Raw genomic sequence first — 19,473 nt, 5'->3', positions numbered from 1 at the left:
CAGCTAAGACCCTCCAAGGTCACACTTTACCTTGGAAGGTCTTTTTGAACACCACTATCCCGCCCCCAACTCCACATGCTTCGGAAGCAAATGAAGATCAGTCGGCTTATTGATATAATAGCCTTGGATACCCCAGCAGGCCATTTCCTTCAGCATCACGTACTGCTCATACGTTTCAATGCCTTCAGCGATCACTTGCAGCTTAAGCGCGTTCGCCATAGCGAGCATCGCTGCAATTAACGGCGCATTCCCATCCGCAATAAAAGATCTGTCAATTTTCAATTTATCAATCGGCAGTAAGGTTAACATGCTCAGCGACGAATAACCCGTTCCAAAGTCGTCCAAAGCAAGGGTAAAACCATGCGCACGCAGCTGATGGAGGGTTTGCTGAACCTCTTGCATGGAATGCACTGTCGTGCTTTCCGTGATTTCAAGTTCGATGGAATGAGGAGTTACTTCCTCTTCCCCTATGATGTTCAAAAGCTGCTCAACGAAATCCTCTTCATTCAACTGAACTCTGGAAATGTTGACCGATAGTTTAAACTCAGCGCCATATATCTCTTTTAAAAGATGCCAATCCTTGCAGGCCTGCCGAATAACCCAGTACCCGATATCGACAATTAACCCTGTTTCTTCAGCAACCGGGATAAAGCTATTGGGCTGAACGATCCCCCTACTGCCGCAATGCCACCGCAAAAGCGCCTCCGCTCCAATCACCGCTTGCTTCGCCGGATGATAGATCAGCTGATATTGCAGATACAGCTCCTCTTTTTCAATCGCCTGAGAGAGCGCAAGCTCATGGATAAAATTTTCGACATGATCATATTTGTAAGCGGCTTCGTAAATATGAAAGCTTTTTCTGCCGGCCCCTTTCGCCTTATATAAAGCAATATCCGCTTGCTTAAGCAGGGTCTGAATGGTCTCCTCTTCGACTCTCAGTGATACGCCAATACTTACGCTTAACTTCATTTGCCGATCATTTACGTTAAAAGGCTTCTGGAAGAGCTGAATGATGGTACTTGCCGTCTGCTCCGCTGGCCCGGATTCCTGATTAGCAACAACAATAAACTCATCTCCGCCTAGACGCACCAGTGTATAATCCGTGCCGAACTGTTGAATGAGACGATTCGCAACCTCTACGAGAACGGTATCCCCTACATCATGTCCGAACATATCATTGATATTTTTGAAGTCGTCCAAGTCAAGTAAATATAAGGTAGCTGGATGCATCACATGTTCCAACAAGTATCTCCGGTTGTACAGCCTGCTGAGTTCGTCATGATAAGCATAATCATAAAGCAAATTCTCATGGATTTTGCGTTCTGTGATGTCACGCGTTACGGTGAAGATATAGGTCAGATTATCATTTTCATCAAAAATAGGAGTGAGAATGCTTTCCCCGCTTAACATACCGTTGGGCAGCACAAAACCATCTTCATATTTAACCGTACGCCGCTCTTTGACCACCCGCATATATTTCTTATGTAAATAGTTGGCCATATGACTTGCATTCGTATCAAAAAATGTCAGCCCTACGTCTTCCATTGTTCTCCCGCTGAAGTGTGTAGCTGCCCGATTTACATAGTAGTACCTCAAATCAGCGCCTTCCACCTTCATGATGTAAATCGAGTCTTCAATATCATCCAGCATGTGTAGGAGTAAGCTTGCATCTAGTAATTTATTCATTCGTTGACCCCTTTACCCATCACAACGTCCTCATCTAAAGCTTGAAAATTGCAACTTATACGATTCGCCAAGCACGATCGTTATTCCTCCCATTTTGGCGATTGGCGACTTTCACCAGGATCCTTGCAAATAATCGTTTTGTGCTATTCATAATCGTTTTCATCACTTATTTTTCCGAATGTGTCGCCTTACAATAAGTTTATAAGTAATTCCAAACTAATCCTAATGGAGGTTTTGCGAATGATTACTAAAGGAAATCCGTTTTCTATTGAGCAATTTCGCGAGGAAGGCTACAGTGGTCCCACGCAAGGATTATCGCTGCAAGAAGCCGATATGTACTATAATCGTTTTTTTGATGTCATCCAGCAGTCGAAGTACGAACCCGGTCCAACCAAAATAAACCTATCGGCCTGGCATCAAAACCATTATTGGGCTTACGAATTAGCCACCCATCCAAGCATTATTGCAGCAATGAAGCAAATACTTGGCGAGGACCTCGTTCTGTGGGCGATGCATTTCTGGTATAAGGAACCTAATAACGATAAGTTTATTCCGTGGCATCAGGATATCAATTATTGGCCCATGGAGCCTGCGATTAATGCAACCGCTTGGGTAAGCCTCGGCTGGTCCATCCGTGAGAACGGCTGTTTAAGAGTCATACCAGGAACTCACAAAGCGCATGTTGCGCATGTCTCAACAGGCACTGATCAGAGTGCCTTCTCGGAAGGCTTGCCAGCGGAAGCGATCGATGAGTCGAAAGCCGTTGACCTCGAAATGTCCCCTGGTCAAATCGCTTTTTTCAATGAAGCAACGTTCCATGGCTCTGAAAAAAACAGCTCCAACATCCCACGCGTAGCTTTCTCTGTGCGCTATACAACGCCTGAAGTGAAGTTCCTGATGGAGGAGTGGGGCGGCGATACAACGCGTATCCGCACCTATCTGGTACACGGCGAAGACAGACCTAACCGGAATGAAGCCATTCGAGGCGTCGTACCGCAGAAATAGGGGGATAAGAAGTTCTTTTTTCATGCAAACCCTCATGCTACAATGGGCTAAAAAGACAAACGGAACTCGAAGCGAGGTGGCTGGTACATTGAACTCCTATCAATTAATCATTGACTCTCTGGACATTCGTTTTTTGCATATTAAACAGTATGAGCTGGATTACAAATGGCAGGCCAGCCACCGAACGCTGCATCATTCCGTTCTATGGATTGTCCAGCAAGGCAGTTTTCTGCTGGAAGTCGATCATATCCGGTACACCTGTAAGGAAGGCCATATCTGCATCCTGCCCGCTCATACAGATATCAGTTACCATGCGATTACCGGCGAGCTTGCGCTAACGAGCATTAATTTTGACGCCGAAATTTCTCTCCTTAGCAATCGGAGCTGGGGGCATGTACTTAATTTACCTGTCGTATTCGATCAGGCACTGCACAATGTGCAATCCCCGATTCGTGATATGCTGACCCATATCGGGGACAACTCCCCGGTGATTTCCCTGCTCATGCAGTCTTCTCTCCTGCGTATTCTCTATGAATTAATGAATCGCGAGATGCCGGAGCAGCCGATTTCACCTTATACCCACATGGACAACCGCATTCATACGATTATTCATTATCTGCTCTCGCATCCGAGCCGCATGCCTGAGATCAGGGAACTTGCCGAGCTGGTTCAGCTTAGCGATTCCCACTTGCGCAAGTTGTTTATTAAACAAACCGGCCAAGCCCCGCTCCATTTTGTACATAGCCTAAAAATAGAGCAAGCAAAAAGGCTCCTCGCTACAAGCGTGAAGCCGATCTCTCAAATCTCTTATGAGCTTGGCGTGGAGAATGCCAACTATTTTACACGAATGTTCAAAGCCAAATCCGGTCTAACTCCGATGCAATACCGCCAGCAGTACGGTTTATGGCTGAATGAATAGAGGCTTCTGTTTACTCGATAGCGCCAACAGCCTGCAGCCAAGCTTTGGCAATCAAAGCATGTCCAGCAGGAGATGGATGTACGCCGTCCGGCGCCCAGAATGCGCTTTCAGCTCTCGTAGAAGCTTGAGCAAATAAGCCATCCAAACACACTAGACGTGCATCGAACTCTCTGGCTAATTCACGGACGACCGTGATTTTGGGATCGAGGTCTTCTCTCCATTGCTTGCGATCTTCGGGTACGGGCAGCACGAAAGGTTCAATGAGCACAATTTTTGCGCCTGTTTCGGCTGTTTGCGTCAGCAAATCACGGTATCCCGCTTCAAAACTCTCCGTCGAGGTCGGATCATTACGATCATAACGTCTCCACGTATCATTAATCCCAATATAAATGGATACTAAATCAGGCTTCAAATTCAAGCAGTCTTGATCCCAGCGCTTCTGCAAATCCACAACACGATTGCCTGATATTCCGCGATTAAGGAACTGCACTTGTTTTTCCGGGTATTTAGCCGAGAATTGAGCCGCTGCCATCAAGGCATAACCTCTACCCAAATCATTCCCGTTGTCGCGAACACGTCCTGCATCCGTAATACTGTCCCCTTGAAATAAAACGACATCCCCTTGACCAATCCATGCTGACATGTGAATGTTTCCTCCCCTTTATCCCTTGACCCTTTTGGAATTTACCAAAAGTTGCCTAGAGTATAGCACAGGCTATAAGGGCTATCAATTGTAACATCTGACTAAATAATCTAGTCAACATTCGGAGGAGCGCAATTTCTGAACCGTTCTCGGCGTTTGCCCAAAGCGCTGCTTAAATACGCGTTCAAAATGCGTTAAAGTTTGAAAACCCGAAGCATAACAGATTTCCGTAATCGGATAATCGGAGGAAATAATCAATGACTTGGCAAATTTCAAGCGGAGATTCTGTAAATAGGTTTGGAACGGAATACCTGTTGTTTTGCGGAAAACATGGGAGAAATAATTCGGAGCCAGACCAGCCTGCTTGGCAGCTTCTTCTAGGGATATTCCTTCCCGAAAATGATGATGGATATGAAGAAGCGCTTTTTGCACATCGGGATGCTTCTGGTGCGCAATCTTCTCCTCCTGCCGTTTGGCTGCGGAAGTTGCTCTGGCGATATAGAGCAGAATACGTTCCAGCGACCCTTTCACGATATGTGTATGCCCCATCTTTTGATGCTGGGACTCTTCCCAAATCAAACGAAACTCATCTTCGATTTTCTCAAAACTCTCCCGCATATCCGCATTCCGAAAGTCTCCCGCTTCTTGGAAAAATAACGTTTTCAGCTCCCCGCTAAATAAATTGTCGGAGAACACGAGGTTGTACAAATGCAGCGTTTCGCTCTCAAGAGGGCCGATTTCATGAAAATCAGCCGGGGTCAGCAGAAACAAGCTGCCGGGACGCAGGTCGTAAGAAACACCGTTGACAACATTTCTTCCATGCCCCGCACATACAAAGCAAAGTTCATAAAATTCATGCCAATGCAGCTCGCAGAGCCGATCCACATGCTGTGTGTAGATATGAAAGGACTTGGACGGATGAATAAACTTTTCGCTTGTTAATCGCTCTGGCTGATCTTTTCTACGCATCCGCATCCGCTCCTGCTCCTCTCGTTTTAAGCACTATTACACATTGGCATATTGATTTCCTGCTACATCTTTCCCTCTAGCCAACCACACCTTGAAATTTTTGTTTTTCTCTGGAAACACCTTCGTATCTGTTGCAAAATAGCGCATCGTATATCCACAGCGCCGGTCAGCGCTCCTATTCGGGTCGGCACCGTGTGCGATCCGCGCATCATGCAGCGAGCACTCTCCTCTGCCCAGTTCAAAGTGAACGGCTTTGGAGGTATCCAAATTTTTGATTTGCGTGCTAAAGAGATTTTTCGCGCTGTCAACCGACTCATACTCGGAGAATCCATTACTATGGGTGCCGGGAATCACCTGCATGCATCCGTTCGCTTTGCTGCTAGGATCAATGGCGAGCCAAATGGTTACGATTTTGTCTAGCCGGTCTACACGTCCCCGCCAATAAGCGGAATCTTCATGCCAAGGCGTTGCTCGACCGAGCAATGGATCTTTGCATATAAAATGACTGGACCACAATCCAATATTTGGTCCTAGCAGCGGTTCCACCAAATCGAGCGCTTCGTCCGACAGCAGGAACTTGAGAAGTCTTTCGTCGCGAAAATGAGGCGTATCTAATTCATCGGACAGCTTGCTTCCTTTCTGGGCCAGTTGATCCTCGAAAATAGCGGTTAATTCAGCCAGCTTCTCCGCAGAAAACAGCTGTTTATGATGCAGCAGGTACCCATTCTTTTTATAAAAAGCGACTTCTTCCTTCGTTAATTGGCTCATCTCAACATGCCTCCCTAGCTTCGCATTGCTTACATGTTTACTATACTTCTGATGCAGGGTGAGGACTCATCTTATCTTACTTAGAAGTTAGCGTATGTTAAGGTCAAAGTCGAAACGAAGATGAAGGAAGATGCATAAAAAACAGCAAATAACAAAAAATACCAACAAAAAGGAAGAATGGATGACATGCGCGATGCTGAATACGAAGGCCGAAGACATAGAACAATTGCTCCTGCTTGCTCAAAGGTCCAGCGACTTTATCAGCAGCACGATTGCATTCACGGAACCTCCGCTAATCATTCATTATTATAAAACTCTGATTGATGAGCACCTTCTACAAGAGCAGCTGCTTCGTGCAATTGAAAATAACGCGGCTGGAGCGGAAATTCAACAACTGAATGATTTAAAACAGCTCATAACCATTGAAGGCATCCAGATTACCGACCAAATTGCGGATATCCAATCGAAACTTTACCAGGGATATGCCATTATCCAAAAGCATGAGCATGATGCTTTGTGCGCCCTTATTCCATTAATCAGCAAAGCAGGGCTGCGAAAAAGCAATGATACGGATAATGAATTCAGTGTGGTTGGGCCTAAGGTCGGCTTTGTCGAGGACCTTGACATCAACCTGCACCTGATTCGCAGCCAGTTCGCACTGCCTAACCTGATCATAAAAACGATATCGATCGGCAGTTTATCCAATTCCAGAGTGGCTATTATCTATATCGACGGGATCACGAGCAAGGAAAACGTGGCTATTATTGAACAGCGGCTTAGCAGTATCGACTTTGAAGTGGTCTTCGATACTGCACAGTTGGATCAGATTATTTCTGACAACTCGTTGTCCCCTTTCCCCTTATTTGTATCAACAGAGCGCAGGGACCGAGTCATCTATTCCTTAATTTCCGGCCAGGTTGCCGTCATTAGCGACGGGTCCCCCTATTTTATTACAGGACCTTCGACGTTGTACGATTTCTTCATTTCGCCGGAAGACTATTACTTGCCTTGGATATTGGGTTCGTTTTTCAGGATCATTCGCATATTGGGTGTTGCTTTCTCGCTTTTTGCCTCTGCTTTGTATACGGCGATTACAACGTTCCATTACGAAGTCATTCCCAAGGATTTGTTGCAGCCCCTTATTTTCTCCAGGCAAAATGTGCCGTTTTCTCCGGTTCTAGAGGTGCTATTTCTGGAGATCACGATTGAATTTCTTCGCGAAGCCGGAGCCAGGCTGCCCACCAAGATCGGTCAAACGCTCGGTATCGTCGGCGGTATCATCGTCGGACAAGCGGCCGTTGAAGCCGCATTAACAAGTAACATTTTAATCATCATCGTGTCTTTATCCGCGTTGGCTTCATTTGCAACACCTATTTACAAAATGTCAAATACGATCCGATTCCTTCGATTTCCTGTCATTATTATGGCTTCGTACTGGGGAGCGATCGGTATGATATTCGGGATCTGCTTTATCCTGATTCATATTACAAGACTGACATCGTTGGGAAGTCCTTACACCGTACCCCTATATCCGCTGCGGCCCAAGGATCTAAGAGACAGCTTTATCCGTTCCTCCTATCAATATACAAATAAAAGACAATCCTATCTAAAGCCGGAAACCATACTCCGATATATGCCTAAACCCAGGAAAAAGAAAACCGATTGGGAGCAGGAGTGAACGAGCTGGAAAGGAGAGTGTGCGTGAATGGTCTATAAAGCAGCTATGGCGCTGATTTCCTGTGTAATTGCCGTTGGATGCAGCAGCAACCAGCAAATCATCAATAAAATACAGCTTGTTCAAACAGCCGGTTATGATAAAGTGGGTGATCGTTCACTTTGCTCGGTCATCTTGACCAGCTATATAGAAAAAGGTAAAGCCAGCTCGCAGCTCTTGCTGACCGAATCTGACTCCAGCTTCGATATGATCCCCCGGTTAAACACCAAAACCAGCAAAACGATTCAATACGGACAGATGGGCATGGTGCTTTTCTCAAAAACGTATGCAGAGATGGGCATCGGCCCTGTGATCAGCGGTTTCTGCCGAGATCCGAAGATTGCCAGCAAAGTTCAAATGGGTGTAACGGATAAAGAAGCTTCTAAAATGATGGAAGTCGCCAACAAAGCCCAGGAATCGCTTTATCTGATGCGAATGGTTGAGCAAAACGTTCAAACGGGCAATCTGCCCAAAATGAATTTTAAATATCTCTTATTTAATTATTACGGGGAGGGTCGCGATATTTTCCTGCCCTACTTCAACGTTGAAAGAGGCTCAGTGAAAATTGACGGTTTAGCGCTATTTAAACAAGATAAATTCGTGACAAAAGTCAGCATTCGGGAAGCCTTCCTGCTGAAGTTATTGACGGAATCTTCTCGAAATGGAAACTTACTCATGCCAATGAAAGCGGACAACGACAATTCGACGATTCACGATTATGTGTTAATGAAAAGCATTGCTTCAAAAGCAAATTACCATTACAACACATCGGCCTCTGAACCAATCGTTGAGATAGGGCTTAGGGTCAGAGTATTAATCAAGGATACCCCTTCCTGGCTGCACTTGAATACGAAGGAACAAAGGGATGCATTCGAACGGCAATTAGGCAGCTATTTAGAAAAAGAAGCCCAGGACTTTATTGCGCTGTGCCAGTCCAAGCAGGTAGATCCGATCGGACTTGGCGATTTCGTCAGAAGCCGGACAAGGACCTGGAATGAAAAAGATTTCTATGCCACTTACCCGAAGCTGCGGACACAAGTTACTGTTCATTTGTCTATCGAGCAAAGCGGTGTTGGGGAATTATAAGCAGGCCTTTACGTTACAAGGGGGAAACGACAACCATGCATCAACAAATAAATAAAAAGTTCACTGTTTCTCCTTACCTGCTTAGCTTCATTATTTATTCCAGTGTGATCGATGCCGGTATGATGTATTTTCAGCGTGATCTGGTCCAAGATGCCGGGTATGATGCTTGGCTTTCTATTTTAATTGCGGCCGCTACCGTGCATCTCATTATTTGGATGATGTATAAGATTCTATCGAGCAGTAATCAAGCAGATACAACGATTGTGTCCATTAACCGCCGCTATTTCGGTAAAATTGTTGGGACTGGTTTTAACCTGGCCATTGCGTTGTATTTCAGTTTTGGCGCTTTCTGTACATTTAGAACCTACCTTGAAGTCGTACAGGTTTGGATATTTCCCTACATGCAAATGATGCCACTTACGCTGGTTGCGCTTGTACTCATTTACTATACGGTGTCTGGTGGTTTTCGAACGGTTACCGGCTTAAGCTTCTGGGCAACTTGCAGTATTTTTCTATTTATTGCACCTCTGACACTTATGGTTATTCCCTATTTGCATCCGCAAAACATGCTTCCTGTCTTCAATCATTCGACGGTGCAAATCCTCAAGTCTACCGAAACCATGTTTCCTCACTTTCTAGGATTTGAAGTGCTTTTGGTCATGTATCCATTTATCGAGCAGCAAGCCAAATCACAAAAATGGGCGCAATTGTCCATTGTCATCGCCATTGGTATGTACATGCTGGTCGCTCTCGTTGCATTTATGTACTACAGCGAAGGCCAAATTATTCACACCATTTGGCCTACGCTGAATATGATTTCGATTGTTGAATTTCCTTTGATGCAAAGAGTGGAATATATTATAATCTCCATTTGGTTTGTTAAAATGCTGGCCAATATCTCGCTGGGCTTGTGGTCGGCTACTCACAGCTTGAAGCTTTCAATCCGTGCGAATCCTCGCATATCCTTGATCATCATCCTTGTGTTGTTTATCGCCGGGCAGCTAATTGTCAAAGATCATGAACGATTGCAATTAACGAATTCGTTCTATGGCTTGACGGGCATCTACTTCACTGCCGTGTTCATCCCCGTGATGCTGATCGTTACGCGTTTTAAAAGAAAGGGGAGTCAGTAGCATGGCTCCCCGACGCTGCGTGCTTACTGGCCAGTTTAGCGATCATCCGAATCGCTCTTTTGCATCCTCTGAAGTGCTTCCGCATAGTCGCTATATAGGCCGCTTCCCACTGCGGCATGAACAGCAGCGCCAAATGCCGCTTCCTCTTTCACCCTGGGGAACATAAGCGGCAATTGCCATTTGATGCTGGCCAGTTGCTGCATAGCTCTGTTCTTGCGTATCCCATTACCGGATACGGCCAATCTTGTTAACTGCTCATGGAGCTCTGCAGGGAGGCACTTCGTAAATCCATCCAACTCATCCAAGATGCCATGAAGAAAGCCGACAATCAGCTGCTGAGGATGAAAATTATTCGGCCTGATCCCTTCGATGCTTCCCGTCTTATACGGATGTTCTCTGGTTCCGTAAAACTGGGTCCCTACCTTGAGGGCAGGCACTGACTCTATGAGAGCTTCTTCCGCCAGTCGATTCATAGTTTCATAGAAGCTTCTATCATCCAGTAAACCGAATGTGCGGCAAACCTCACGGAAAAATTGCTCCAGCAGCTCATACGATTTCCCACCGCTGAGCGAAGCTCCCACAAGCAAATACCCGCCATCCATGAATGGACGTGTTTCCAAATGAGGGCTTTCGAAATATGCCGACGAGTAGACGGACACTTGTGAGCCTGTCCCGATATTCACGAGCAAGGTTCCTTGAAAGGAAGATACTGCACCCAAGAAGCTGGCTTGGTTATCGCCGATTGCCCACAGCACTTTTTTCCCATCTGCCGTATCTCCCGCGATAGCCGTATGGTGGACAAGTTCCGGCAGGAATTCAGCATCCATCCCGGCTGCGATTAACTGATCTTTGTCAAATTGCCTGTTCGGCAGCGTGAATAGACCAATGCTTGCCGCATTGGAACTGTCGATGCGAGGTGTTTTCTCATCACATAGCTGCATGGCCACATAATCGCCAATCGTGCACAGCTTCACTCCACCGCTCGGAAGATTTCCCTGTTTGGTCAGATAATAATGAGTCACTAAGCCATATCCGGTATGTAAATCAAAGCCGGTAAGTTCACTTAACTCCGTGGCATACGATCGGCCTGATTCCAAAAGCAGCTCGCCTCGGCCATCCTGCCAAGTCACAAGCGGGCTAACTGCCTTGCCTTCTTTGCTTACATACAGCACGCCGTGCATTTGACAGGAGATCCCGATTGCTCGCACAGCATCCCAGTCGTCCTGACATTCTTCTATTAACGATTGAACCAACTGGACAATTCTGTCCGCCTGTTGGGTACGTTCCCAAAATTCCTTCGAAGGAAGCGCCGCATCATTTTTGGTGGACGCCATGCGGATGACGCGCCCATCCTCAGCGTTGGCCACGATGAGACATATGGAAGTTGTGCCTATATCAATTCCGGCTAAGTACATAAGCTTGCTCCTCTCAAATACAAATGGCCTCACCGCAAAAAATCCCCCGCATCCAAGGGATGGAGGGATTCCCATAAAGCATACCTCTGTCAGCTTCCCAACTTGCTGAAGAAATCCTTAAACACACGGTCACGCCGAACAAAGTGAATATAACGAATAAAATGCCGCGAAGCATCGAAGCTGTAGCGAAAATCTTCCGACAGAATCGGGCTGTGCACCAGCTCATTGGGCAGCCAGCTTTCATTGATCAGATATGCGATCGTCGCAATATCCCAAATAACACGCGAATAGGCAAAATGGTCTTTCGCACAATTCTCATAAGTTTCATAGAGATACTTACCAATCTCTCCCTGGTCCTTCACAAACTCCCGCACTTCCGACAGCGTTGTAAGCAAGTGCGAAGTGACGCCCATACAAGGAATTAGCACAAGCGGCACGCCGCAATTGAGCATAGTTCGAGATGCGTGCAAATCCTGCGCAAGGTTGAATTCTTTTGTATCTGGCCAAGGCAAAGCATGTCCGCCGAGCCAAACGACGACGATTTTCTCGATGATGCGCGGCTCCATCAAGATCGCGGAAGCGACGTTCGTTATGGCGCCAATCGCCACTACATAAAGCGGATCGTCCTCAGGAGAGGCCATCGCCCGCTCCACCAAATTTCTCGCCGCCTCGCTTTCTTGCGGCGTCTCGGCTCCGGATAAATATCCCGTCGATCCGCGGTAGATCGGAATGCCGGACATTTCCGGCAGCAGTGCAGAAATTTTCTGCAGTTCGCGGTAGCTTTTCTCCATGCCATCGGCTGGCCCGTCTGATAATTCATTATGAAATGGCGCCGCATAAAAAGCTTCAATCTGCAGCTGCTCAGGGGATTTCAATGCATAAACGACAGCGAACTGATCGTCGATTTCATTATAAGTATCCGTATCCAGCACCATGCGGACTTTTTTGCCAGGATGAGCTAAGCGCTGCAGCAGCTTTTCTTGCGTTATTTTCGGAAATGAAATCATTGAGCGGTGCCTCCCTTGAATGCTTGTTTGCTTGGACAACTAACGGGTTGCTAATCTCGCATAAACCAGAAAAAACAAGGCCATTTCAGCCATAATCACATAGTTAGGTACAACAATAAACAAGTCGATAACAAAAAAAACGCCTAAGATTCCTAAAAATAGTGCCAAATGAATGGGTCTCAGCTGCAGGTGCTTATGCCGGTACCGATGGAAAATGATCGTCGTCGAGACGAAGTACAACAGAACGGAGAGAAATACCATCACCAAAATAAAGTGGTAGTCCACTTGCTCCATAAAGAGCAGTTGAATCGATGCCGCGATTGTACTTAGCGATAAATAAACGAGCAAATGACCATAAATAATCGTTTGTCCGGCTGTTTGCAGCGCCTTATCCACTTTTCGCTCGATATTCTCAAAATACTGCCACCAAATCCCAATAACTAGAATAAAAGCCAACGCGGCAAATAAAATCGATGCCCACGTGCCATTGCTATTCTGTAAAACAGCCAACGTACTCACGACTGATTCCCCTAATAGAATGAGCGTAAATAAGGCAAACCGTTCCAATAAGTGGTGCGTGTTAATAGGCGTATGTACCAAGAATCGTCTACCAATGACCGGTAGAAATACATCGATGGCAATTCCCGCGTAGAGAATCAGATACCTCACCCAGGAATCGAAAAATAAGGATGCGCTCGAAATCACGATGCCGATCCAAAACCGCGTCCCTAGAAATCGCGCCGTCGCAGCACGGTGGGATTCTTCCTTTTTATGAATCGCTAAGTATTGAAGAGCTGTTAACACCCTTGAACCTATGTAACCTATAAAAAATGGAACGTAATACCGATCAAAATCCGGCGATAAACTAAACGTCATGATGAGCACAAAAAACAGTTGCAGAATCATGTAGATGCGGTGAGCGAAGACGTCCTGCCCATATCGGTTATTAAACAGCGTTTGCCCTACCCATGCCCACCAGATGGGAATAAAAATAAGCACAAATTTGATGATATACTCCAGTGAAACCGTCCCGTGGTCAGCATGCAGCAGCACATGTGTTGCCTTAGACACGGCAGCTACAAACAGCAAGTCATAAAAAAGCTCTAACCACGTTACTTTCTTTGCGATGTTCATATCAGTCCCCCATTTACAGAAATCATATAGCTTGCCTATATTATACCGAACAAACAGGGGGGAATTGTTATTTTTTTTGATCGTCGAGTACACCCACCTGTGTTAGCGGTTGTTTGGCTGGCCCTTCGATCACAGTGCCCGTATAAGAAAACCGTGAGCCATGACATGGGCAGTCCCATGATCTCTCCGCCTCGTTCCACTCGACCTCACAGCCCATGTGCGTACAAGTCGTATCAACAACATACAGCTCTCCGCTCGTATCCCGGTAGGCGCCTGCTCGTTTTCCGTTCACTCGAACTACAGCGCCTTCGTCGTTTTGCAGCTCCTCTACTTGCCGATGGACGATATCGAACTTCCCGGCTATTAGATGCTTGGCGATATTGGCATTCGACATGATAAAGGTTTTGATCATAGGGTCCTCATGAAATCTGGATGGTGAGAAGAGCTCTTCATAGGGACTTTTCTCACCTGCTATGAGGGCTGTATTGAGAATCGCCGCCGCGACACTGGTGGTCATTCCCCACTTTTTAAAGCCAGTCGCGATCAAAATGTTCGGCTCATCAGAGACCTCCCGCCCAATATAAGGCAGCTTGTCGAGGGTTAACAAATCTTGTGCCGACCAATGATACCTGACTTCCTGCAAGTTGAATTGTTCAATGCCAAACTGCCGAAGCGCCTCGTAATACTGAAACGTACAAATCCCTTGTCCCGTCTTGTGGCTCTCTCCGCCTATTAACAGCAGCTCCTCCCCATTCACCATCACCGTGCGAAGCGAACGTGCAGGCGTATCCGCATTGATATACATGCCGCCAGCCAAACTTATTTCGGTTTTAGCCGCAAGGGCATACGATTTCTCCGCGTGCAGCCTTGCAAAGTAAAAACCGTTTCGGTCATTAAACGGAAAATGGGAAGATGATACAACAAAGTTGCATGTAATATGAAAACCTTCGCTTGTCTTCACGGTTGCCGGAGTTCCTTTATCCACACCCACAACGGTCGTTTGTTCAAATATTTGTCCGCCAAGCTGAATGAACAATTGTGCGATATGTTTCAGGAAGGGAATCGGATCGAACTGCGCCTGATGTTTCATCACAATCGCCGCCTGGGTCTGGGACGGCAGCGGCGGTTGCGCCAAATAACCTCCAGGAATTCCGAGCTTTTCGTAAGCTTTACTTTCAGCCTCTATCTTTGCCACATTTGCTTCCTCAACGGTATAGATGTAGGCATCCTCTTCTTTGAACTGGCAGGGGATCGTCTGCTCAACGACCAAATTCTTTATAAAATTCAAAGCGTCACGATTCGCTTCGTAATAAAGCCGCGACTTCTCTTCGCCGAAATGAGAAATAAATTCGTCATACACCAAATCATGCTGCGCGGTGACTTTGGCCGTCGTGTGCCCCGTTGTGCCGTTTGCAATTTTGCCAGCATCAAGAAGGACAACCTTAAACCCTTTGCTCGCAAGCAAATAAGCGGTTGTCATCCCCGTGATCCCTGCACCTACCACAGCCACGTCAGCTTCAATGTCGTTTGCTAGCTTTGGAAAAGTTGGCATCTCGGTCTCGCTTAGCCAAACCGATTTGGGAAACTGCGGGAATGGGTCCTTACTTGGGTCGAACGACATAATAACAGCCTCCTTGAAAACCTTTTTTGGATAAATTAACCTCTTTTATCTTCTTTTATTCTACAAATTCCACTGTTCCGAAAAGCAGGAAAAGTCGAATAAGGAAATAAGTGGTAGGTCGAATTGTGCAGGTCTAGCAGCACTTACTAGATTTGGGAATCTATTATTTAATTTAACTGTACAACGGTCAATTAATTTATCTACTAGGAGGTTTGATGATTGAATAAGACCATCATGAAAATGACGAACGTGTTTTTCGCAACAAGTTTAACGGTAGGACTATTTGCAACCACGGCATCCGCCGCAGAAACCGGCTACTCGGAAGCACTGGAGGCACTGGACGCACCACCGATCGATGCGATGATCGTGAACGACGAACGCCTGGCCAAGGGGCTGATGGATCGTGGTCTTTTGAACAAAAGCGCTACACCCGAACAAATATCCAAAGCAGTAAAAAGCTATTTATCTGTCAAAAATAAGAAACTAGTAAACGCCAAAGCAGATCAGAAGAATAGACTGCATGATGAAATGGATAAAAAGTCGAAAGATTTTGTCGCGAAACAAAAAGTGAAATTATTATCGCAAATGAACCATGGCATGGATAATCTCAAAATCGGAAACGGCAACGGCATCCCTATTCCATCCGCCAAGCAGGATCGCTATAACGGACCTGTTCGAGAGGACAAAGTCCTTGTGCTGTTGACCGAATTTGCCGACGTAAAACATAACAATGTGAAACAAGAACCTGGTTTCATGTACGCCAAAGACTTCAGTCCCGAGCATTATCGTAAGCTCATGTTTGGCGATAAAGATTTTAAATTGTTCGATGGATCAAAAATTCAAACCTTTAAACAATACTACGAAGAACAGTCCGGCGGCAGCTATACGGTTGATGGCTACGTCTCTGACTGGTTAACGGTTCCCGGCACTGCCGCTCAGTATGGAGACGATAACCCTGCTGGCGGTCATGATAACCTGGCCCCGCTTGGTCCTCGCGATCTCGTCAAAGATGCGCTTAACGCCGCTGTTGCCAAAGGCATTAACTTGGCTGATTATGATAAATTCGATTTGTACGACCTCGATGGCGATGGTAATCAAAATGAACCCGACGGTTTAGTCGACCATCTCATGGTTATCCATGCGGGTACGGGGCAAGAAGCCGGCGGCGGCGCCTTAGGCGACAATGCCATTTGGTCGCATCGTTGGACGCTGGATGGCGTGTACCCGATTGCGGGAACGTCAACCCCCGTCAGCTATTGGGGCGGCAAGATGGCCGCTTACGATTATACGATACAGCCTGAGGACGGCGCAGTCGGCGTATTCGCCCATGAATTCGGGCATGATTTGGGACTGCCGGATGAATACGATACCCAATACAGCGGGCAAGGCGAGCCGATTGCTTCTTGGTCGATTATGAGCGGCGGCAGCTGGAACGGAAATATTGCCGGTACGACTCCGACCTCTTTTTCACCGCAGAATAAAGATTTTTTCCAAAAAACGATGGGCGGCAATTGGGCTAACGTCACCGAGGTTAACGCTTCGGACATTAACCAATTAGGGAAGGCGGCCATTATTGATCAAAGCGTAACGAAGTCGAAAAATCCAGGAATCGTCAAAGTCAATTTGCCGGATAAAGCCGTCCAAGGCATTCAGCCCGCTTTTGGCTCCCGCTACTATTACAGTACAAAAGGCGATAACCTGCATACGACTCTATCGACGCCGGAATTTGACTTGACCAATGCGCAAACGGCGACGTTTGATTTCAAATCCTTGTATGAGGTTGAATTCGAATACGACTATCTGACGGTAACGGCGGCTACCTATGATGGACAAGAAGTGACGCTCGATGTCATTGGGGACGATGATACGAACGGAGACGCACGCGCAGAAACCTCGAATGGGGTTTGGGTGGACAAGTCCTACAACTTAGCGCCATTCATTGGCAAAAAAGTGAAGCTGAACTTCGACTATGTGACCGATGGCGGGCTGGCTCTGAACGGTTTTGCCATGGATAACGCCAAATTAACCGTTGATGGGAAAGTAGCGTTCTCCGATGACGCTGAAGGAGCTTCCGCTTTTAACCTGGACGGCTTCGTTCAATCGAACGGGATGGAATTGAAGAAGCACTACTATTATCTGGAGTGGAGAAACTACGAAGGAGCTGACAAAGCGCTGGCATTCAGCCGCGGAGTTAAGTACAACACTGGACTCGTCGTATGGTATGCCGATGACAGTTATCTGGATAACTGGGTTGGTGTTCATCCAGGACAGGGTTTCCTCGGTGTTGTAGACTCTCATGCCGCAGCGCTGGTGTTCAAGAAAGACGGACAGGATTCCGTCTCACAAACAACCCGCTATCAAGTTGCGGATGCAGCCTTTTCACTGGATAAAACACCGGCATGGTACGTCAATAATGAAACGAGAGGCGAATACAACTACAAATCTTTGCCGGGAGTTGAGGAATTCTCCGATGCCAAGTTGTATTCGAATGAGCTGATTCCAGACGCGGGCCGCTTGGTGCCGAAATTCGGATTGAAATTCCGGGTCATCGGCGAAGCGAAAGATAATTCTGCCGGATTGATTTGGATTCACAAGTAAAGCGATTTGAATCTTTTGAAAAAGGGACTGTCCATAATTATTGGACAGTCCCCTTCTCATTTTAACCAAATCTGGCTACTTATAAAGAATATCGTCTTTGAGCGAAGCAACATGCGTAATTACTTGATCAATCTCAGGTTTGGGCACTTCAAAATGCGCAAGAGCTTCGGAGAGATGGTTGGCTACGGCATTAAAATGCACCGGCTGTAAATTCATTCCCTTATGGGCTCTAGCCATCGATAAACCCGAATATTGATTCGGGCCACCTAAAGCAAAGGAAATAAATTTAGTTTGATGCTTCCTTTGTTTCTCCATGTCCGTGTTCTTAAAAAACTCATTCACCGTATCATCAGCTAAAATAAGTTCATAGAAGTAGTCGACTACTTTAGCGATTGCGGGCTCTCCGCCAATTTTTTCATATAACGTTATTGTTTGATCCACAGATTTCATCCTTTACAAGTGAGTTCTATGGATATTTTCTCCTGAATTGTTAGATTCATGCCTGGATTTTTTTTCGCTCCAACTTGGCTGATACGGCTGTGAGAACAACAGCTACCAAGACCATTAAACCACCGATCCATGGTGTTTGTTGCAGTCCGATCGTGTCGACAACCAAGCCACCAACTAATGAGCCTATAGCAATCCCTACGTTGAAGGCCGCAATATTCAACGCGGAAGCAACGTCTACGGCAGATGGCACATATTTTTCAGCGAGTTGAACGATATTTAACTGAAGACCTGGCACGTTCATAAACGCGAGCAGCCCCATTAGAAAGACACCAATCAAACCCGCCACTTTGAACGGCAGCAAGAACGTTAACACAATCAGAATAACCGCGTGAACAATGAACATCCAGAATAAGGCACGAAGCGGATTGTGATTCGCCCATTTTCCGCCGACCGAGTTACCGATCGCTACTGCAACCCCGTAGACAAGCAGCACGATAGAAACGACATTTGTATTAAGTCCTGTTACATCTTGCAAAATCGGGGTTAAATAAGTGAAAGCAACAAATGTTCCTCCATATCCAAGCGCTGTGATGGCATAACCCAGAATCAATCGAGAGTTCGTTACCAAACGGAGCATATCCGAAAACTTGGCAGGAGGCGATTGTTTCAGATTTTTTGGAATTAATATTGAAATGGCGATGATTGCAATAACACCAAGCAAGGCAACTCCCCAGAACGTGGCTCTCCAGCCTAACGATTGTCCAATAAACGTTCCAAGCGGTACCCCGGTTACCGTTGCGACTGTCAGCCCAGTGAACATTAAGGCAATGGCGCTGGCTTTTTTCTGCGGTGGAACGAGCTGGACGGCAATCGTCGCGCCGATCGAGAAGAAGACACCATGCGAAAAGGCGGTTATAAAGCGAGCAACCAGCAGAAATGAGAATGATGTGGAAAGCGCGGCAGCGACATTTCCTACAATGAATATGACCATGAGAAGCATCAGTAATGTCTTGCGGTTCATCCGGTTTGTAAGTGCAGTCAGGATTGGCGCGCCAATCGCAACCCCGATGGCATAACCGGAGATCAGAAGTCCGGCAAGCGTGATCCCGATGTGCAAGTCATCGGCGACCGATGCCAGAAGGCCAACGGGAACGAATTCGGTCGTCCCAATCCCGAACGCACTGATGGCCAGCGCAAGGAGCGCCCATTTCCCTGTAAGCAGCTTATCTTTCTGTATAGATGCAGCTGGTGCGATAGTTTGACTCATAATATCCTCCTATTTGAATGTATGTGACCTGCAGCAACACTTTACTTTTGTTGTCTGA

The 19,473-nt window shown here is 46.5% G+C and carries 16 protein-coding genes; 6 read left to right on the top strand and 10 right to left on the bottom strand.

From position 1 onward, the window contains the following. Positions 1-54 precede the first annotated feature (54 nt). Entirely contained in the window at positions 55-1,686 is a 1,632-nt protein-coding gene (locus tag ACKTT9_RS13505) for a putative bifunctional diguanylate cyclase/phosphodiesterase (RefSeq protein WP_407871997.1), read from the bottom strand. A gap of 240 nt (positions 1,687-1,926) precedes the next feature. On the opposite strand from ACKTT9_RS13505, the gene ACKTT9_RS13500 reads away from it, so the two are divergent. After that, positions 1,927-2,691 carry a phytanoyl-CoA dioxygenase family protein gene (locus ACKTT9_RS13500; RefSeq protein WP_407871996.1) on the top strand — a complete coding sequence of 255 codons (765 nt, stop codon included), beginning with the start codon at positions 1,927-1,929 and terminating at the stop codon, positions 2,689-2,691. An 88-nt stretch (positions 2,692-2,779) separates the two neighbouring features. After that, the gene (locus ACKTT9_RS13495) at positions 2,780-3,610 is read left to right on the top strand and encodes a helix-turn-helix domain-containing protein (RefSeq protein ID WP_407871995.1); all 831 of its coding nucleotides are present in this window, start codon (positions 2,780-2,782) and stop codon (positions 3,608-3,610) included. Between the two features lie 10 nt (positions 3,611-3,620). Here the strand turns inward: ACKTT9_RS13495 and ACKTT9_RS13490 are convergent, their stop codons facing one another. From ACKTT9_RS13490 to ACKTT9_RS13480, 3 genes are all read right to left on the bottom strand, one after another. Continuing rightward, positions 3,621-4,253, bottom strand: coding sequence for an SGNH/GDSL hydrolase family protein (locus ACKTT9_RS13490; protein WP_127449419.1), 633 nt, complete (start codon positions 4,251-4,253; stop codon positions 3,621-3,623). 114 nt (positions 4,254-4,367) lie between these two features. Next, positions 4,368-5,222, bottom strand: coding sequence for a helix-turn-helix domain-containing protein (locus ACKTT9_RS13485; RefSeq protein WP_407871994.1), 855 nt, complete (start codon positions 5,220-5,222; stop codon positions 4,368-4,370). A 36-nt stretch (positions 5,223-5,258) separates the two neighbouring features. Beyond that, on the bottom strand, positions 5,259-5,990 hold the full coding sequence (locus tag ACKTT9_RS13480) for a phytanoyl-CoA dioxygenase family protein (protein WP_407871993.1): 732 nt from the start codon (positions 5,988-5,990) through the stop codon (positions 5,259-5,261). Positions 5,991-6,171: 181 nt separating this feature from the next. Here ACKTT9_RS13480 and ACKTT9_RS13475 point away from each other — a divergent pair, with 181 nt between their 5' ends. From ACKTT9_RS13475 to ACKTT9_RS13465, 3 genes are read left to right on the top strand one after another with little or no spacing between them, the layout of a single operon-like run. Next, the gene (locus ACKTT9_RS13475) at positions 6,172-7,668 is read left to right on the top strand and encodes a spore germination protein (protein WP_407873032.1); all 1,497 of its coding nucleotides are present in this window, start codon (positions 6,172-6,174) and stop codon (positions 7,666-7,668) included. Between the two features lie 27 nt (positions 7,669-7,695). Further along, positions 7,696-8,790 (top strand): Ger(x)C family spore germination protein, encoded by a 1,095-nt coding sequence (locus ACKTT9_RS13470; protein WP_407871992.1) that lies wholly within the window; start codon positions 7,696-7,698, stop codon positions 8,788-8,790. Positions 8,791-8,825: 35 nt separating this feature from the next. After that, positions 8,826-9,923, top strand: coding sequence for a GerAB/ArcD/ProY family transporter (locus tag ACKTT9_RS13465; RefSeq protein WP_407871991.1), 1,098 nt, complete (start codon positions 8,826-8,828; stop codon positions 9,921-9,923). 35 nt (positions 9,924-9,958) lie between these two features. On the opposite strand, the gene ACKTT9_RS13460 is transcribed toward ACKTT9_RS13465, so the two are convergent. From ACKTT9_RS13460 to ACKTT9_RS13445, 4 genes are all read right to left on the bottom strand, one after another. Next, positions 9,959-11,338, bottom strand: a complete 1,380-nt coding sequence (locus tag ACKTT9_RS13460; protein ID WP_407871990.1) for a sedoheptulokinase — start codon at positions 11,336-11,338, stop codon at positions 9,959-9,961. Between the two features lie 89 nt (positions 11,339-11,427). Next, on the bottom strand, positions 11,428-12,345 hold the full coding sequence (locus ACKTT9_RS13455; RefSeq protein WP_407871989.1) for a nucleoside hydrolase: 918 nt from the start codon (positions 12,343-12,345) through the stop codon (positions 11,428-11,430). A 39-nt stretch (positions 12,346-12,384) separates the two neighbouring features. Next, the gene (locus ACKTT9_RS13450; RefSeq protein WP_407871988.1) at positions 12,385-13,479 is read right to left on the bottom strand and encodes a low temperature requirement protein A; all 1,095 of its coding nucleotides are present in this window, start codon (positions 13,477-13,479) and stop codon (positions 12,385-12,387) included. A gap of 67 nt (positions 13,480-13,546) precedes the next feature. Continuing rightward, positions 13,547-15,100, bottom strand: a complete 1,554-nt coding sequence (locus ACKTT9_RS13445) for an FAD-dependent oxidoreductase (RefSeq protein ID WP_407871987.1) — start codon at positions 15,098-15,100, stop codon at positions 13,547-13,549. Positions 15,101-15,319: 219 nt separating this feature from the next. Between ACKTT9_RS13445 and ACKTT9_RS13440 the strand changes: the two genes are divergently transcribed. Continuing rightward, positions 15,320-17,698 (top strand): immune inhibitor A domain-containing protein, encoded by a 2,379-nt coding sequence (locus ACKTT9_RS13440; protein ID WP_407871986.1) that lies wholly within the window; start codon positions 15,320-15,322, stop codon positions 17,696-17,698. 75 nt (positions 17,699-17,773) lie between these two features. On the opposite strand, the gene ACKTT9_RS13435 is transcribed toward ACKTT9_RS13440, so the two are convergent. Then, positions 17,774-18,139 carry a group I truncated hemoglobin gene (locus tag ACKTT9_RS13435; RefSeq protein WP_407871985.1) on the bottom strand — a complete coding sequence of 122 codons (366 nt, stop codon included), beginning with the start codon at positions 18,137-18,139 and terminating at the stop codon, positions 17,774-17,776. 55 nt (positions 18,140-18,194) lie between these two features. Next, positions 18,195-19,415 carry an MFS transporter gene (locus ACKTT9_RS13430; RefSeq protein ID WP_407871984.1) on the bottom strand — a complete coding sequence of 407 codons (1,221 nt, stop codon included), beginning with the start codon at positions 19,413-19,415 and terminating at the stop codon, positions 18,195-18,197. Between the last annotated feature and the right edge of the window lie 58 nt (positions 19,416-19,473).

Source organism: Paenibacillus sp. P36 (assembly GCF_045866505.1).
Classification (GTDB): Bacteria; Bacillota; Bacilli; order Paenibacillales; family NBRC-103111; genus Paenibacillus_E; species Paenibacillus_E chondroitinus.
The sequence above is the reverse complement of the archived record's forward strand: the minus strand, read 5'-3'. Positions and strand labels throughout refer to the sequence as shown.

What these genes read in the sequence shown, in the direction of transcription:
- ACKTT9_RS13505 (WP_407871997.1), bottom strand. Translation starts at nt 1,686, where the DNA reads ATGAATAAATTACTAGATGCAAGCTTACTCCTACACATGCTGGATGAT.
- ACKTT9_RS13500 (WP_407871996.1), top strand. Translation starts at nt 1,927, where the DNA reads ATGATTACTAAAGGAAATCCGTTTTCTATTGAGCAATTTCGCGAGGAA.
- ACKTT9_RS13490 (WP_127449419.1), bottom strand. Translation starts at nt 4,253, where the DNA reads ATGTCAGCATGGATTGGTCAAGGGGATGTCGTTTTATTTCAAGGGGAC.
- ACKTT9_RS13485 (WP_407871994.1), bottom strand. Translation starts at nt 5,222, where the DNA reads ATGCGTAGAAAAGATCAGCCAGAGCGATTAACAAGCGAAAAGTTTATT.
- ACKTT9_RS13480 (WP_407871993.1), bottom strand. Translation starts at nt 5,990, where the DNA reads ATGAGCCAATTAACGAAGGAAGAAGTCGCTTTTTATAAAAAGAATGGG.
- ACKTT9_RS13475 (WP_407873032.1), top strand. Translation starts at nt 6,172, where the DNA reads ATGACATGCGCGATGCTGAATACGAAGGCCGAAGACATAGAACAATTG.
- ACKTT9_RS13470 (WP_407871992.1), top strand. Translation starts at nt 7,696, where the DNA reads ATGGTCTATAAAGCAGCTATGGCGCTGATTTCCTGTGTAATTGCCGTT.
- ACKTT9_RS13465 (WP_407871991.1), top strand. Translation starts at nt 8,826, where the DNA reads ATGCATCAACAAATAAATAAAAAGTTCACTGTTTCTCCTTACCTGCTT.
- ACKTT9_RS13460 (WP_407871990.1), bottom strand. Translation starts at nt 11,338, where the DNA reads ATGTACTTAGCCGGAATTGATATAGGCACAACTTCCATATGTCTCATC.
- ACKTT9_RS13455 (WP_407871989.1), bottom strand. Translation starts at nt 12,345, where the DNA reads ATGATTTCATTTCCGAAAATAACGCAAGAAAAGCTGCTGCAGCGCTTA.
- ACKTT9_RS13450 (WP_407871988.1), bottom strand. Translation starts at nt 13,479, where the DNA reads ATGAACATCGCAAAGAAAGTAACGTGGTTAGAGCTTTTTTATGACTTG.
- ACKTT9_RS13445 (WP_407871987.1), bottom strand. Translation starts at nt 15,100, where the DNA reads ATGTCGTTCGACCCAAGTAAGGACCCATTCCCGCAGTTTCCCAAATCG.
- ACKTT9_RS13430 (WP_407871984.1), bottom strand. Translation starts at nt 19,415, where the DNA reads ATGAGTCAAACTATCGCACCAGCTGCATCTATACAGAAAGATAAGCTG.